The 14323-nt window shown below is 61.8% G+C and carries 19 protein-coding genes and 3 tRNA genes; 20 read left to right on the forward strand and 2 right to left on the reverse strand.

The window, feature by feature from the left end; all coding sequences use genetic code 11:
• Nucleotides 1–50 precede the first annotated feature (50 nt).
• On the forward strand, nucleotides 51–875 hold the full coding sequence (locus AB8717_RS08040) for a hypothetical protein (protein WP_443750509.1): 825 nt from the start codon (nucleotides 51–53) through the stop codon (nucleotides 873–875).
• 4 nt (nucleotides 876–879) lie between these two features.
• On the opposite strand, the gene AB8717_RS08045 is transcribed toward AB8717_RS08040, so the two are convergent.
• The gene (locus AB8717_RS08045) at nucleotides 880–1806 is read right to left on the reverse strand and encodes an endonuclease/exonuclease/phosphatase family protein (RefSeq protein WP_443750510.1); all 927 of its coding nucleotides are present in this window, start codon (nucleotides 1804–1806) and stop codon (nucleotides 880–882) included.
• Between the two features lie 85 nt (nucleotides 1807–1891).
• Here AB8717_RS08045 and AB8717_RS08050 point away from each other — a divergent pair, with 85 nt between their 5' ends.
• Both AB8717_RS08050 and AB8717_RS08055 read left to right on the forward strand, forming a co-directional pair.
• Nucleotides 1892–2365 carry a DUF4112 domain-containing protein gene (locus AB8717_RS08050; protein ID WP_443750511.1) on the forward strand — a complete coding sequence of 158 codons (474 nt, stop codon included), beginning with the start codon at nucleotides 1892–1894 and terminating at the stop codon, nucleotides 2363–2365.
• 90 nt (nucleotides 2366–2455) lie between these two features.
• Nucleotides 2456–2884 carry a hypothetical protein gene (locus AB8717_RS08055; RefSeq protein WP_443750512.1) on the forward strand — a complete coding sequence of 143 codons (429 nt, stop codon included), beginning with the start codon at nucleotides 2456–2458 and terminating at the stop codon, nucleotides 2882–2884.
• A 56-nt stretch (nucleotides 2885–2940) separates the two neighbouring features.
• Here the strand turns inward: AB8717_RS08055 and AB8717_RS08060 are convergent.
• Nucleotides 2941–3015, reverse strand: a tRNA-Thr gene (locus AB8717_RS08060).
• A 131-nt stretch (nucleotides 3016–3146) separates the two neighbouring features.
• On the opposite strand from AB8717_RS08060, the gene AB8717_RS08065 reads away from it, so the two are divergent.
• The 17 genes from AB8717_RS08065 to AB8717_RS08145 all read left to right on the forward strand — a co-directional run bounded on the left by AB8717_RS08065 (nucleotide 3147) and on the right by AB8717_RS08145 (nucleotide 14246).
• Nucleotides 3147–3314 carry a hypothetical protein gene (locus tag AB8717_RS08065; protein WP_443750513.1) on the forward strand — a complete coding sequence of 56 codons (168 nt, stop codon included), beginning with the start codon at nucleotides 3147–3149 and terminating at the stop codon, nucleotides 3312–3314.
• A 73-nt stretch (nucleotides 3315–3387) separates the two neighbouring features.
• The gene (murA, locus tag AB8717_RS08070) at nucleotides 3388–4683 is read left to right on the forward strand and encodes a UDP-N-acetylglucosamine 1-carboxyvinyltransferase (RefSeq protein ID WP_443750514.1); all 1296 of its coding nucleotides are present in this window, start codon (nucleotides 3388–3390) and stop codon (nucleotides 4681–4683) included.
• Nucleotides 4684–4706: 23 nt separating this feature from the next.
• The gene (locus AB8717_RS08075) at nucleotides 4707–5135 is read left to right on the forward strand and encodes a DUF2948 family protein (RefSeq protein WP_443750515.1); all 429 of its coding nucleotides are present in this window, start codon (nucleotides 4707–4709) and stop codon (nucleotides 5133–5135) included.
• Nucleotides 5136–5149: 14 nt separating this feature from the next.
• Entirely contained in the window at nucleotides 5150–5617 is a 468-nt protein-coding gene (locus AB8717_RS08080; protein ID WP_443750516.1) for a UPF0262 family protein, read from the forward strand.
• Between the two features lie 311 nt (nucleotides 5618–5928).
• On the forward strand, nucleotides 5929–6468 hold the full coding sequence (locus tag AB8717_RS08085; RefSeq protein WP_443750517.1) for a porin family protein: 540 nt from the start codon (nucleotides 5929–5931) through the stop codon (nucleotides 6466–6468).
• 146 nt (nucleotides 6469–6614) lie between these two features.
• Nucleotides 6615–6836 carry a translation initiation factor IF-1 gene (gene infA / locus AB8717_RS08090; protein WP_192618509.1) on the forward strand — a complete coding sequence of 74 codons (222 nt, stop codon included), beginning with the start codon at nucleotides 6615–6617 and terminating at the stop codon, nucleotides 6834–6836.
• A gap of 16 nt (nucleotides 6837–6852) precedes the next feature.
• Nucleotides 6853–7434, forward strand: coding sequence for a Maf family protein (locus AB8717_RS08095; protein WP_443750518.1), 582 nt, complete (start codon nucleotides 6853–6855; stop codon nucleotides 7432–7434).
• Nucleotides 7431–8429, forward strand: a complete 999-nt coding sequence (locus AB8717_RS08100; RefSeq protein ID WP_443750519.1) for a ribonuclease E/G — start codon at nucleotides 7431–7433, stop codon at nucleotides 8427–8429. The genes AB8717_RS08095 and AB8717_RS08100 overlap by 4 nt, the downstream gene beginning before the upstream one ends.
• Nucleotides 8426–8659, forward strand: coding sequence for a DNA gyrase inhibitor YacG (locus AB8717_RS08105; RefSeq protein ID WP_443750520.1), 234 nt, complete (start codon nucleotides 8426–8428; stop codon nucleotides 8657–8659). Before AB8717_RS08100 ends, AB8717_RS08105 begins: the two co-directional genes overlap by 4 nt.
• 127 nt (nucleotides 8660–8786) lie before the next feature.
• Nucleotides 8787–8862, forward strand: a tRNA-Phe gene (locus tag AB8717_RS08110).
• A 330-nt stretch (nucleotides 8863–9192) separates the two neighbouring features.
• Nucleotides 9193–9630, forward strand: coding sequence for a hypothetical protein (locus AB8717_RS08115; RefSeq protein WP_443750521.1), 438 nt, complete (start codon nucleotides 9193–9195; stop codon nucleotides 9628–9630).
• Nucleotides 9631–9722: 92 nt separating this feature from the next.
• The gene (locus AB8717_RS08120; RefSeq protein ID WP_443750522.1) at nucleotides 9723–10184 is read left to right on the forward strand and encodes a hypothetical protein; all 462 of its coding nucleotides are present in this window, start codon (nucleotides 9723–9725) and stop codon (nucleotides 10182–10184) included.
• 783 nt (nucleotides 10185–10967) lie between these two features.
• Nucleotides 10968–11852, forward strand: a complete 885-nt coding sequence (locus AB8717_RS08125) for a MotA/TolQ/ExbB proton channel family protein (RefSeq protein WP_443750523.1) — start codon at nucleotides 10968–10970, stop codon at nucleotides 11850–11852.
• Nucleotides 11853–11857: 5 nt separating this feature from the next.
• Nucleotides 11858–12292 (forward strand): biopolymer transporter ExbD, encoded by a 435-nt coding sequence (locus AB8717_RS08130; protein WP_443750524.1) that lies wholly within the window; start codon nucleotides 11858–11860, stop codon nucleotides 12290–12292.
• Between the two features lie 14 nt (nucleotides 12293–12306).
• Nucleotides 12307–13002 (forward strand): energy transducer TonB, encoded by a 696-nt coding sequence (locus tag AB8717_RS08135; RefSeq protein ID WP_443750525.1) that lies wholly within the window; start codon nucleotides 12307–12309, stop codon nucleotides 13000–13002.
• Nucleotides 13003–13322: 320 nt separating this feature from the next.
• Complete coding sequence (locus AB8717_RS08140; protein WP_443750526.1) at nucleotides 13323–14018, forward strand: energy transducer TonB; 696 nt, start codon at nucleotides 13323–13325, stop codon at nucleotides 14016–14018.
• 152 nt (nucleotides 14019–14170) lie between these two features.
• A tRNA-His gene (locus AB8717_RS08145) sits at nucleotides 14171–14246 on the forward strand.
• Nucleotides 14247–14323 lie beyond the last annotated feature (77 nt).

Below are 14323 nucleotides of genomic sequence, written 5' to 3' on the forward strand. Positions count from 1 at the left end.
GCGCCTATGCTATGCTGCGCTGCAACATCTATGAGCGAAGGTTGGCAGCCATGTTGAGCATGACGGACACGGATACGACGGTAAGCTTCGCCACGCCGGACGATGTCCGGCAGGCATCGGAAAAGGCCTTCCATATCTGGCTGGGTGCGTTTTCGCCGCTGTGGGCGCCGTTCATGGCGGCGACAGCGACAGGGCTCGGCTTCTGGTCGATGAGCCAGGCCATGAAGAACAGCCTCGGTTTCACGGCTCTTGAGCCCCTGGGGCCCGGCACGCATCTGTTCGCCAAGTGGCCGGGCTTTGCTCTGCCGTTTGCTACGCCGTGGAGCAAGGGCTGGGGCGAGGTGGCGGAAGAGGCCGACCGGATCGCCGAACTGACCCACGACTCCTTCAGCGCCCCCATGCAGATCGCCTTCGAGGCCGAGGAGAAGCTGGAAGAGGCGATCGAGGAAGCCATCGCTACCGCCCAGCACAGCGTGGACGTCCTGACGCCCAGGGCCGGAGACCTGTTCCCGGTCGCTGAAACGGCCAACCGTGCCGCCGCTGAGGCCGTGACGAAAACCGCGGCCACAACGGTGGAGACGGTCGAAACGGTGGCCGATGCCAATGCGAACCTCGCTGAAGACGTGGCGTCAACGGCCGAGCTTGCGTCCGACACAGCCGCCGAAGGGGCTGAAACGACGGCGAATACGGTGACGGAACAAACCGAAAAGGCCGCCGAAGCCCTTGCGGAGTCTCCCAGGGCGGTCATTGATCCGGTGAGCGAAACCCCGGTCGTGCCGGCAGTCGCCGAGGAGATAGCGGAAAAGCTGCCCCTGCCTCTGGCCGATATTTCGCCCGCCCTGGCGCCGCGCCGGCCCCGGAAGCCCCGGGCCTGAATACCTAGGGCTTTACAGGCCGGATCTCGACATAGACCGGGCGATGGTCGGAACCGTCGTCCGGGCCGACCTCGCGTTTCGACAGGTTGAGGTCTGAACTGGCCAGGATATTGTCGATCGTTACCCGCATCAGGCCCGGCAGGTCGGCGCGCCATGTCCCTGTCAGGGCCGGCGCGGCATGGATATCGAGGCTCTTCGCGAAGTCGCGCAACTGGGCCGCCGACGGCGTTGTGTTGAAATCGCCCGCCAGCACGAAGCGCGACGGGGGCAGGGGCTTCAGGCTGTCTTCCAGCCGCGCGAACTGACGGGGCTGGTCGCCGGGCTCGGTGAACGGCCAGGGCCGTGTCAGGTGCGTGACCGCGAGGTTCAGCGGTCCTTGCGGAGTCTTGACTGTCAGGGTCACCAGCGCAAAGCCCGCCGGGCGCGGCTGAGCATGGGCCAGGGGCCAGCGCGAGGCGATCAGCATGTCGTAATGCACGACCATGTAGGGATAGGTCACCTTCAGCTTGTCGATCAGGTCGGCGCGGGCGTCGCGGTTGATCTCGACGAAGGCCACGATGTCGGGTTTTTTTGTCTCGATCCACGGCAGGATCTTCTGCGGTTCGGGATTGAGCACATAGAGATTGGCCCAGACCATCCGTATCGGCTGGGCCCCCGGGTCGGGCGCGGCCTGGTGCGGAAAGACTTGCGGCGCCATGGCGATGCCGAGCAGCAGGACGGCCACGGCGCCGAGGGCGGCCGCGCGCACCTGGCGGATCGCCGCGAAAGCCAGGATGGCGATGACCGCCACGGACAGGATCGGCAGGGTGAAGATGTCGATCAGGTAGAAGACGTGACGATGGCCGTTGGCGACGCAAACGAAGCCGGAGGCCACCAGGGCCAGCGCGATGGCGGTGCAAAGGGCCGAAAACACGCCCTTGACGATCTGCATGGTTAACGCCCGTGTTGACAACTCTGCCCATGCCGGACTTACTGCCTGGACGGACGGTCGTCTATACATTTCGGGAGTGGGGCGAATGCTGGCGAGATCGCAAGAGGACATCGACCGGATTCATGACACTCTGACCGCGGTCAAACGCCTGTCCGACGGCATCATCAAGATCGGGCCGATCAATGTCGTCGGTATCGACGGCATCCTGTCATGGATCCCGATCGCCGGCGCGCCGATCAATGCCATCTATTCGGTGCTGTCGGGCCTGTTTATCCTGCTGCAAGGCGTCCGCGCCCGTTGCGATGCCGGTACGCTTTTCATATCGGCCATCGTGCTGATGATGGACAGCGGCATAAGCGCCTTCGACGGCATCGTTCCCGTCATCCCGGCCGGCAGTATCGCGGATACCCTTTTCCAGGGCCAGCTCTATGCCTGTCACATGATCCAGAAGACTATCGAAAAGACGCTGTACGTCGAGCGCGGGGAGGCGAGCCACGCCGAGAACCTGGCCGAGATGCGCGCCACCAAGGGAAAGAAGCGGTTAGTCTATTTAGGCTAATAACAGGGTTGTTATGCGTTCGTTTTACGCATGGACTTTTGATTGCCGCACTTTCGCGGTATGGTTGGCGCCGAGCTGGGGAGCTCACCTATGAAAGTAACCCGATTGGCGCGTATCCTGCCTGCGGCCGTCCTGGCCTGCCTCGTTTCCGCTTCGGCGGCCCATTCCGCTTCCGTCACCGACAATCCCGAAGGCCGCTGGACCGGCACGCTGCAATGCGCGCGGTCGGAGATCGCCTGCGTCGACATGCCAGTGGTCCTCCAGATCACGCCCGACGGCCATGACCTGTCCTATACGGCCAAGCTGACCTATGTCGCCGACGGTGCGCCGGCCGATGGTCCCTCGATGACCTTCGTGATGAAGCCGGAACTGCATACCCTGACGGCGCACTACAAGGATTTTACCGAGCGTCAGTTCTGGGCGCTGAAGATCGACGGCGATTCCCTGGGCGGCGTGCGCCTGATCAACGAGCACTATATCGACCGCTTCGTCTATCTGACGCGGGATAAGCAGCCTTAGAGTTTTCGATTGTCCTGAAACGGATCGGGGCCCGGCTCTTTCGAACCGGGCCCCGCTGGTGCCGTATGGCAGGATTGAACTGCCGACCTCAGCCTTACCAAGGATGCGCTCTACCACTGAGCTAATACGGCCCGAAGCCGCATAAAGCGCTCCGAGGGCGTGGGCTATAGCCAAACTTTTCGGGAAGACAAAGCAAAAAATCGCCGTCCTTGAAATTATTCCCGTCTTTTCTTATGCCTGCATCCTCGTTAGGGCATTTGTGATGACGGACGCTGACAAGACACCTTCCAAAACCGCGCGCGAAGAGGCGCTGGAAAAGGCGCTGCGCGACAACCTGCGCCGCCGCAAGGCCGCGGCAAGGGACGCTGTCCCGCCGGAGACGCCTGAACTTCACGAAAAAGCGAGCGGAAACAGCGGGCAGAGCACATAAACCCCGTTGCGCGGGCGGCAATGTGATGTAGAACCGCACACTCCACAATTTCCAACGTTTTCGGGACGCATATATGGACCGCATTGCCATCGAGGGCGGCAATCCTCTTTTCGGAGACATCCCCGTTTCGGGCGCGAAGAACTCAGCCATCAAGCTGATGGCGGCGTCGCTCCTGACCTCCGAACCGGTGCGGCTGACAAATATGCCGAGGCTGGCCGATACGCGTCTTCTGGGCCGACTGTTGCAGCGTTTCGGCTGCGGCATCTCCGAATCGGACGGCCCCGACGGCCAGCAGACCCTGCTGCATACACCCGAAATCACCTCATCGTTCGCGCCTTACGACCTGGTGCGCCAGATGCGCGCCTCGTTCAACGTGCTGGGGCCGCTTTTGGCGCGTACCGGTCACGCCAAGGTCTCGCTGCCTGGCGGCTGCACCATCGGCGCGCGTCCGGTCGACCTGCACCTCAAGGCGCTGGAAGCGTTGGGCGCGCATATCGACATGCACGAAGGCTATGTCTTCGCCCAGGCGCCGCGCGGCCTGAAGGGCGGCGACATCACCTTCCCCTTCGTTTCGGTCGGCGCCACCGAGCACGCCCTGATGGCCGCCGTGCTGGCCCACGGCACGACCGTGATGCACAATTCCGCCTGCGAGCCGGAAATCGTCGACCTGGCAGACTGTCTCAACGCCATGGGCGCCAAGGTATCGGGCGCCGGCACCAAGACCATTACGATCGAGGGCGTGACCAGCCTGAAGGGCACCGACTGGGCCGTGGTCTGCGACCGCATCGAAGCTGGCACCTATGCCGTCGCGGCGGCAATGGCCGGCGGCGAGGTTCGCCTGACCAGGGTCCGCCCGGACCTGATCGCCGTCCTGCTCGACAAACTGGTCGAAGCCGGCTGCGAAATCACCCGCGGCGACAACACCGTGACCATAAAGCGCGGCGCGGGCCGCCTGCGCCCCGTCGACCTGACGACCGACGTCTATCCGGGTTTCGCCACCGACCTGCAGGCGCAGTTCATGGCGCTGATGACCCTGGCCGACGGCGAAAGCGTCATCCGCGAAACCATCTTCGAAAACCGCTTCATGCACGTGCCGGAACTGGGCCGCCTGGGCGCCGACATCTCGGTCAGCGGCGGCGAGGCGCGGGTGCGCGGCGTCGAGCGCCTTAAGGGCGCACAGGTCATGGCGACCGACCTTCGCGCTTCGGCGTGCCTGGTCATTGCCGGGCTGGCGGCGGAAGGCGAAACGACGGTCAACCGTGTCTACCATCTCGACCGCGGCTTCGAGAACCTGGAAGGCAAGCTGTCGGCGTGCGGCGCCAATATCCGCCGTCTCAAGGGCGACAGCCCCGTCGAAGAGGACGAATAGTGTTCGGCTTCGGGGCGCCTAAGGTGAAGCCGTTGCGCCTGATGGCCGAGGCGGCCGAGGACGTGGGCCCGATCTCGGCGCTGGTCCAGGACGCGGCCCTGCGCCCGGGCGACATGGAATACGACGCGCAAGGCCGGCATTTCACGCTGCGCATGAATCGCTTCTGCAACGAAAGCGGGGCAGGCGTGCCGCTGCGGGCGCCGTCTGTCCTGCGCATCAGCTGTGTCACGAAGGTCCAGCGCCGTGGCTTCGATCCGAAGGTCCCGGGCGCACCGCTCAGCCTGCTGGGCATCGAGGTTGAGGACCTCGAGGCGCCGGCGCATGCCTTGATCCTGCGCTTTGCCGGGCAAGGTAGCCGCGACATCCGAATCGAAGTCGAATGTCTCGACGTGCTGATGATGGACCTGGCCGCGCCGCGCCGCGCCAAATCGAAACCCGTTCACCCCGTCTGAGCCTGGAGCCCGCCATGCGTATCGCCCGTATCGATATCGACGAAGCCTCCCTGTCGGCGCCTTCCGACCAGGTCGAGCACGAACGCAAGGTCGCCATGTTCGACCTGATCGAAAAGAACAGCTTTACCCCGGAAGGGGCGGCGGAGGCCGGATCGGAAGGGCCGTTCGACCTGCGCCTGGCCTATGAAGACAACCGCCTGGTCTTCGACATCACCGGACCGGATTTCACGCGCAAGATCATGCTGTCGCTGATGCCGTTCAAGGCGATGATCCGCGACTATGCGATGATCTGCGAGAGCTATTACGACGCCCTGAAGAACGCCACGCCGTCGCAGATCGAAGCCATCGACATGGGACGGCGTGGCGTCCACAACGAAGCCGCCGACCTGCTGACCGAACGCCTCAAGGGCAAGATCGAGATCGACCATGAAACGGCACGCCGGCTGTTCACCCTGATCAACGCGCTGCAGATCAAGCCATAATTGGTGAGTCGCCCAATGTGCCGGACGCGGCGGCGGCCAATAGGCAATATTTGCCTATGTTGATGATTTTCTTACATTTTTGTAATCTGCGACTATTCATCCGCGGTTCATCAACGTGGCCGGAAGACGACCGCAAAGCGGCGATATAACACCACTCGCCCTATTGGCGACAAAACCGTGACGGTTTCGCCTTTATTGGCGGCAAATACCCCAGAATGACCTCATGCCTGCCCCACGAAGGCCGGTCGCCGCATCCATATTTTCTTCAGGCGACACGATGATCGCCACCAATGAAAATATGGAGCACAGATATGAAGACCCTCATTATTGCCGCCGCTTCGGCGCTGACCATTGGTACCTTTGCCTCGGCCGCCATGGCCCAGGACACCTCGAACAATGCCGACGTCGGCCGCGTCTACGGCTCGCTCGGCGTCCAGGGCCAGGACAACCACAAGACCGGTTCGAACCTCGGCAGCGTCAATGCCCGCGTCGGCACCAAGATCACGCCGCACTTCGGCGTCGAAGGCGAAGCCGCGTTCGGCACCAACAAGGACACGACCTCGGCCGGCGACTACCGCCTGACCAACAAGGTCGGCGTCTATGGCGTGGGCTACCTGCCGGTAAGCTCGAACATCGATCTTCTGGGCCGCGTCGGCGTCTCGGACACCGACCTCAAGGCGCCGGCTTCGGCCGGCAAGCTGGAACAGGGAACGGCCGTCGACTACGGTGTCGGCGCCCAGTATCACTTCAACCGCGACTATGCCGCCCGCGTCGACTACACCAAGTCGGACTTCCAGAACCACAAGGGCACGACCGGCACCACCTCGGTCAGCCTGGTCAAGAAGTTCTAAAACGGCTTCGACGGACTATTCCCAAGCGCCCTCCGCACAGCGGGGGGCGTTTTGCCGTTTACGTTTAATGCCTTTGGGTATAAAGGGCGCACTTCCCGTGCGGCGTGATGGCGATTCCGCGCGCACAAACCTATTTGAGAGTCTGCATGGCCAAAGAAGAACTGCTCGAGTTTCCGGGCACCGTGATCGAACTGCTGCCGAACGCCACCTTCCGCGTCAAGCTGGAAGACAGCGGCCATGAGATCATCGCCCATACCGCGGGCAAGATGCGCAAGAACCGTATCCGCGTGCTGGCGGGCGACCGGATCATGGTCGAAATGACGCCCTATGACCTGACCAAGGGCCGCATCACCTATCGCTTTAAATAAGCAGCGCGCGGCCCGCATGGCGTCCCGCGCTCCCCTGATCCTGGCCAGCGCCAGCCCGCGCCGGCGCGACCTGCTGGCGCAGATCGGCATCGTGCCCGACGGCATCGCGGCCGCCGATCTCGACGAATCTCCCAAGCCTTCCGAAACTCCGCGCCAGCTGGCGCAGCGCCTGGCGGCCGACAAGGCCCGGGCGGTGGCGGCCTCATACCCGGACGCCTTCGTGCTGGCGGCGGACACCGTGGTCTGTGTCGGCCGGCGCGTGCTCGACAAGGCGTTGACCCCCGACGACGTGCGCACCTGCCTGGAGTTGATGTCCGGGCGCGGTCACCGCGTCCAGACGGGTATCGCCCTGATAGCGCCCGGCGGCCGCCTGTCGTCGCGCGTTGTCGAAACGCGCCTGACCTTCAAGGTCCTGACCGCCGCCGACATCGCCGCCTACCTGGACTGCGGCGAAGGCATAGGGAAGGCCGGAGGCTATGCCTTGCAGGGGCGGGCCGGCGCCTTCGTCACCAATCTGGTCGGCAGCTATACGTCGGTGATCGGCCTGCCGGTCTATGAAACGCGCTGCCTGCTGGAAGGCGCGGGCTGGGCCCCTTGATTCTCTATTATGAAAGCCGCTTCGGCCTGGCGCGCGCTGCCCTCTTCCGCGACGGCAGGGCGCAGCTGTACGCTGAAGGCTATGAGGCCGATCCTGCCCTGACCGTGCCGGGTACGGTGTCGGTGGCGCGGCTGAAGGGCCGGGCAGGGGGCGTGGGTTTCCTGGGCCTGGCCGATGGCGGCGAAGCCGTGCTCGATGCCCCCGTGGAGATGATGCACCGCCTGGCCGACGGCATTGCGGTGGAAATCGAAATCGCCGCCGCGGCACGTAAGGAAAAGCTGGCGCGTGCGCGATTGCTGCGGCCGGCGGAAGGCGAGGACCTGAGGCGGTTGTCGCCGGTTCTCGATCTCAAGGCACGGGTGGTGGCGCAGGCCCGGCACCTGATGGGCGACGAAGACGTGGCGCAAGCCGATGATGGCGACGCCATAGACGCCGCCGAAGACGAAGCGTTCAATCCGTCGGGCGCCTTGCCCGGTGGCGGATACCTGTCGATCGAGCGCACGCGCGCCCTGATCGCCTGCGATGTCGACCTGGGCGACGCCGCGTCCGGTAAGGCGGCCGTCCGGCGCTGCAACGACACGGCCGTCGCCGAGGCTGCGCGAAGGCTGCGCCTGTCAGGCCTGGCGGGGCTGGTCGTCATCGACCTGATCGGGCGCAGGCACGACAATGAAGGCCTTCGGCGTGCACTGGAGAACGCCTTTGCCGCCGAGGCCCGCCGCCTTATGGGGACGCCGGTGACGAAGTTCGGCACGTTGGAATTCATCCGGCCCTGGGGCTGGTGTCCCGCGATCGACCTGCCGGCCGATCTGGTGGCCGCGGGGCGGCTTCTCAGGACCGCGGCGCGCCAGGCCAGGGAGCGCCCTGGCCGCATCCTGACCTTGCGCGCGCCGGCAGATGTCCTAGATAGGGTGCGTCCCCTGATCCATAACAGTTATGATCCGCTTGCGCCGCTGCTGCGGCTCGAGACCGGAGCATCGCCCGAGGTCCTGTCATGAGCGTCCGTTACTGCACCCGTTGCCACCAGCCCTACGGCGAGGCCGTCGAAGGCGTCGTCAATGTCGCCCGCGACTATGCGCCCTTCTGCTCGAAGCGCTGCGCCGATGTCGACCTGGTCCACTGGCTGAAGGGCGATTACGTCATCGGCGGCGAGGGGGCGCTGACGGTCGACCAGGGCGATGAGCCGGCCGCTCCGAACACCCGGCTGCCTTACGATGACGGCGAATAGCCGCCGCCGTAATTCCACAGGAAAAAATGAAAAAAGACCGGCCTTTCGGCTGGACAAGGCGAAATTGCTCGCCTATAGACCTGCCTCCTTCCGGCGCGGTGGCCTTACGCCCGCGCAGTGACAGAGGGCCTGGATAGCTCAGTTGGTAGAGCAGCGGATTGAAAATCCGCGTGTCGCTGGTTCGATTCCGGCTCCAGGCACCATCTCCCCCTTCGCTGATGTTCGCTGATATCTAGAAAATCCTTTAGATTCATGATATTGTGTTGCCTGTAACCTCGCAGGTAACCGCTGGTATTCGCCGACATTCAGGGCAACGTGGGTTATCGAGTGGGTTATCCTGGCAATGACGGAAAACACGATAGCCCAGGCGCGTAATCCGGATGCTCCAGATTATAACGCGGCCATGCGAGATAGCGATCATCCTTGGAGCAATCTCGCTAAACAATAACGGAGCAGTATGCCCCACTGCGACACGAGGTATTACCGAAAAGATTGCAGTTCGCTCAACCGGCAGCAATGCTGCCGACACGGTCTTGCCGCAACTTGCCGCCATCATCAAAGCGCTACCGAAAGCCATACCATCGTCGACCGTCCGGCTTGCCGCCATTTTTGCGCTGCAACCCAGATATTTGACGCGGCAACTCAAAGGGACGGATCGTGCGATTTGGCTGCGGCTGGTTGGGTCGGATGCGCAAGATGGCGGTGCGGCCAATGTCTTTCCCTTCCGACCGCGTATAGATCTAGCCTGGCGAACCGCTGTAGCCCAGCTTATCGGGACGGGTGCGCTTATTGATAATGTCACCGATGGGACATGGGCGCTCGGCACAGGTTTGAACGGCATGCCCTCAAGTGCGTGGTCGGATGGTCGTGCCCAGTTCGCGCTGCAAATGATTGATCGCTATGGCCTGGACAAGATCGACCTCGATCTGGCCGCCGAAGACATAGCCTGGGTGGCCACAAATGCAGCCTGACTTATTTCCGCCCATCGGTCTCTCAATCACGCCAGAAGCCGGGCGCAAAGACCCTTGCTGACAAGGAAGCGGAACTTGAAGGCGTCAAAGGTATGATGGGGGCGCACCGTAAGGCAGCGTCTTTGGCAATTGCCCAGCTTGCCGCGCACTTCCAAACCGTTGTCCGGCAACTCAGTCATACCCAGGCTTCGGCAGATATTAAGTTGGATGGCAAAGGGCTGACCTTAAGGACCGATCTGGGTGGGGCGGCCATAGACTCTTTGAAGGTCGTCGCCTTCGACTATGCGGTGTTGATGCTAACCATGGAGGGCAAGACGCGCTTGCCTGGTTTTCTGCTTCACGACAGCCCTCGCGAGGCTGATTTGGGCCGGTCGATCTACAATCGTTTGTTTGACCTCATCAGGCAGCTTGAGGCAGTTGGTGAGGCACCGCTATTCCAGTATGTTGTAACGACGACAACAGAACCGCCAGAAGCTTTTCAAGAGGAACCTTGGCTTTGTCTTAAGATTCTCGGATCGCCGGCTGAGAATCGTTTGATGAAGGCAGACCTTTGAGCGTGAAACACACGGATCTAATGAATTGTCTTATTTGGCGCTTGAACGCGGCTCTGGCCGATTTCAGATACCGGAAGCTTTCTCTCTCGAAAGGCGAGGGCGGTTCCGCGCTGCGGCAAGCCATAAAAAAGAAATAAATCCCCGGCTTTTCGCGACGGAATTTCAAATAACGGCGGAAGCTCAATTCCGGAATTCCACCGTTCGGAGAATCAACCCTCGCGCTTCACCGGCGGACCGCCGCGTTTCCTTTGCGCTTTTGCGGTTGCAGCGTTTTTCCCGATTTCGCCTGTGAGGGGCATTCGGCCCGTAATCGATTACGCAGGGAAAATTTTTTTTGAGGTGCGGGAACTATCCATAACGCGGCTCGATAAACATTAACTATCGGACATGTTTGAATTTTTGTTTCACACTTTTGAAATGTGTTGCCGCTAAACGTGCATAGGTCGAAAAATTGTCTGTAACTGATACCTTGACGTTTCGCGTCGCGCCGGATCATTTAGGCCCAAACCTATATCACGAACGGTTAACAGCCGTTAACAATATAGGTCGCCTTTTGAACGGGAATGGTTCATACTGGCAAAGTTTGTGCTCGGCGGGGACATGATGCGGCCGTTAGAATGCCGCACGGAAGCCGAACCGGGCACGTGAGGTCCGAGTGCGAAAAAGCAGGCCGCAGGCCTTATTTTTCCACAGGGGCTTTTGGTTTTAACATGGGGTAAACGCTTCCCCCTTAGTCCTTGGTCAGCCCTACGGGCGTAGTCCATATTCAGGAATTGGCGAAAGATGCTCGAACACAAGAAACACAATCCGCTCATTGCTCTGCTCGGCGCAGCTGCCCTGCTGATGAGCTCTCCGGTGCTGGCCCAATCGGCCGCCGCCCCGGCTCCGGCGACCTCCGCCGCTGCTGCCGCTCCGGCCGCTCCGGCTGATGCTGCCGCCACCGACGATTCCTCGTCGTCCAGCTCGAGCCACAGCGGCAAGGCTGACGTCAACTTCGTCTCGATGTTCGCCGGTGCGACCATCGTCGTTAAGGTCGTCATGATCCTCCTGGGCGTCTGCTCGGTTATCTCCTGGATCCTGCTGATCATGAAGCTGCTCGACTTCTCGAGCCTGAACCGCGTTTCGAACAACTTCCTCGAAGCCTACCGCGGCGCCCGCTCGATCGCGGACATCAACCGCATCGCCGTCTCGGACGAGTTTGCCGGCAACCCGCTGGCCGATATGGCCGCCGTCGGCACCGAAGAAGTCCAGCTGTCGAAGCAAGCCGGCCTGCAGATCTCGGGCGAGCACAAGGACTCGACCCTGAACCGCGCCCAGGCTTCGATCCACGCCGTCCAAGCCGGTCTCGCCAAGCGCCTCTCGGGCGGTCTGGCCTTCCTCGCTTCGGTCGGTTCGACCGGCCCCTTCATCGGTCTGTTCGGTACGGTTTACGGTATCATGAACTCGTTCATCGGTATCTCGAACTCGCACACCACCAGCCTCGCGGTCGTCGCTCCGGGTATCGCCGAAGCCCTGATGGCTACCGGCCTCGGCCTGATCGCCGCTATCCCGGCGGTCGTCATGTACAACGTCTTCAACACGGGTATCACGCAGTACGGCACCCGTTCGGAGCAATTCGTTTCGGAACTGATGAACTCCCTGTCGCGTCAGCTTGACAAAGGGGCGTAATCACGATGGGCGCCAAGCTATCAGGTGGCGGCGGCAGCAAATTCCACGTGGAGTCGAACCACGACATCAACGTTACCCCATTCGTGGACGTGATGCTGGTTCTCCTCATTATCTTCATGGTTGCCGCTCCGTTGGCCACTGTGAACGTCGAAGTGAAACTGCCTCCGGCATCGGTTAAACCTCAACCGAACCCGCCGAAACCGGTCTACATATCGCTGCAAAGAAACGGCAATGTGTATGTCGGTGACGACCCGAGTTCGCTCGATACGCTGGGAGACGATCTCCGTGCGCGTATCGGCGCTCGGGATCCGGATCAGGAACGCATCTTCATCCGCTGTGACAAAGGCACCCGCTACGCCGATTTCATGAAGCTGATGAATAAGCTGCAGGACAATGGCTTCTACAGCGTTGCGCTCCAGGGCGAAGACGCGAATAACTAAAGGGTCTAAAGTTTATGGACGAAACACCCCATAGAAAACGGGACCCTATCCTCGACCCACCCGAGAAGAAAGCTTCATCTTCTCTGTTTGTCGGGATTGGCGTCGCCGCCGCACTCCACCTGGGCGTGGCCTACTACTTCCTTCAGGCCCGTTTCCAGATTCACGAGCAGAAGTTCAGCGATGAGAAGGTGAACGTCGACCTGGTCGCACCGCCACCGCCTCCGCCACCTCCGCCACCTCCGCCTCCGCCGCCGCCGAAAGCGCCGCCACCCCCCGTGGTTCAGCCGCGCGTAACGCCGCCGACGGACGTTGCTCCGCCGCCTCCGATCCCGGTGCCGCCTGTTCCTAAGGAAGCGCACCAGGACTACAAGGAGCCGCCGCAGCAGATGAACCAGAGCACGCCGCCTCCGGTGGCGCCTCCGGCTCCGGCATACGTCACCCCCAAGTGGGCGAAGTTCCCGGACTTCAACGAGTACTATCCGCCGCGCGCGTCCGAAGACGAAGTCGAAGGTGCCGCGACGGTGGAATGTACGATCATCAGTGCCGATGGTCGCATCAAGTGCTCGGTGGTCAGTGAAACGCCCGCAGGGTACGGCTTCGGCGCTGCCGCCGTTAAGGCCCTTGAGAGCAGGGGCCGGGTCGATACCGGCGGTGGACAGGTTCAGGTCGGCTCGAAGCTGAAGCAAACCTTCCGCTTCCAGCTCGGCTAGGCCGGACTACCAGAAGAAACGAAGAACCCGAGGCGAAAGCCTCGGGTTTTTTGTTTTGCGCGCCACAGTGTTCGCAAACGAACACCGGCGAATATCGGTGGCCTCCGTCTTGTATAAACGACTCTGATTTTATTGAATTTTTGGCGATTATTGGCGTTTGTGCCGGGTCCATGACAGGCGTACTATAGGATAACGGCAGCAAGACATTTGCCGAAAAGATATCAGCGTTCAGACTATTGATGCAGAGCGTAACGGCCAAGTCATTCAGTGTAATGGCGGCTGCCTATACTTCTGCCTGGTCTTGTCATGGAGGAGTTGAAATGGACGAACCCACCCACGGCCGTCATGCCGCCATCTACGCCGTCCCGGCAAAGCGTCTGCCCAGGTCGTTCTTTGTAGCCGCAAGTATCGCCGCCTTGCTGCATGCCGGGCTGGCCTGGTACCTGATCAACCAGACCTTTACGATGCCGAAGGAGGAAAAGATTTCCGACGGCGGAACCATTATCCTCCAGCCCTATCGTCCGGAAAAGCCGGTCACGCCTGACAAGCCGAAACCCCAGAAGGCGCCGCCGCCTATCCACGCCGCGCCGTTGACAAACAATCCACCGGAAACCAATCCTTTCCCGCCGCAGCCGCATGGCATCGATACTAACGAGCCCCCGAAAGTCATTCCGACGGTCGAAGTTCCCAAGGTGGATCCGAAGCCGGATACCGGGACGGCAACGAGCGCGACCGAGGTTCATTGGGCCCGTTTCCCGGATGCCGACGCCCTGACGAACTACTATCCGCCGCGCGCCGCCGAAGACGAGATCGAAGGCAGCGCCACGGTGCAGTGCACCGTCCTGAATACGGCGGGGCAGGTGTCCTGCGTCGCCATCGCCGAAACGCCCGGCCGCTACGGTTTCGGCGCCGCGACTGTCCGCATGGTCCAGGACAAGGGCCGGGTCGACACCACCAAGGGCAATGCCACCGTGGGCTCCATCCTGCGCCAGACCGTTGTATGGCGGCTTAACTAGCCGGTGACATCCCTGAAGCCGGCGCCCCGGATCTCGTATCCGGGGCTTTTTGCGTTTAATGCGAGGAAGGTGGCGGAATTTCACAGATTTCGCTGTACGGGTCTTGATAATCGCCAAACATGGCGTTAGACACGCGCTTCCTGCGATGACGTGCCGCCTTAGCTCACTTGGTAGAGCGCCAGATTGTGGCTCTGGAGGTATCTGGTTCGAAACCAGAAGGCGGTACCATCGCAGGCCCGACCCGGATTCCCAGACAATATGTCGCATAGCGCCCTTATCCGGACACGGTTAAGGCAACGGACTTC

The sequence above is a fragment of the Asticcacaulis solisilvae genome, from assembly GCF_052327315.1.
GTDB classification, from domain to species: Bacteria; Pseudomonadota; Alphaproteobacteria; order Caulobacterales; family Caulobacteraceae; genus Asticcacaulis; species Asticcacaulis solisilvae_B.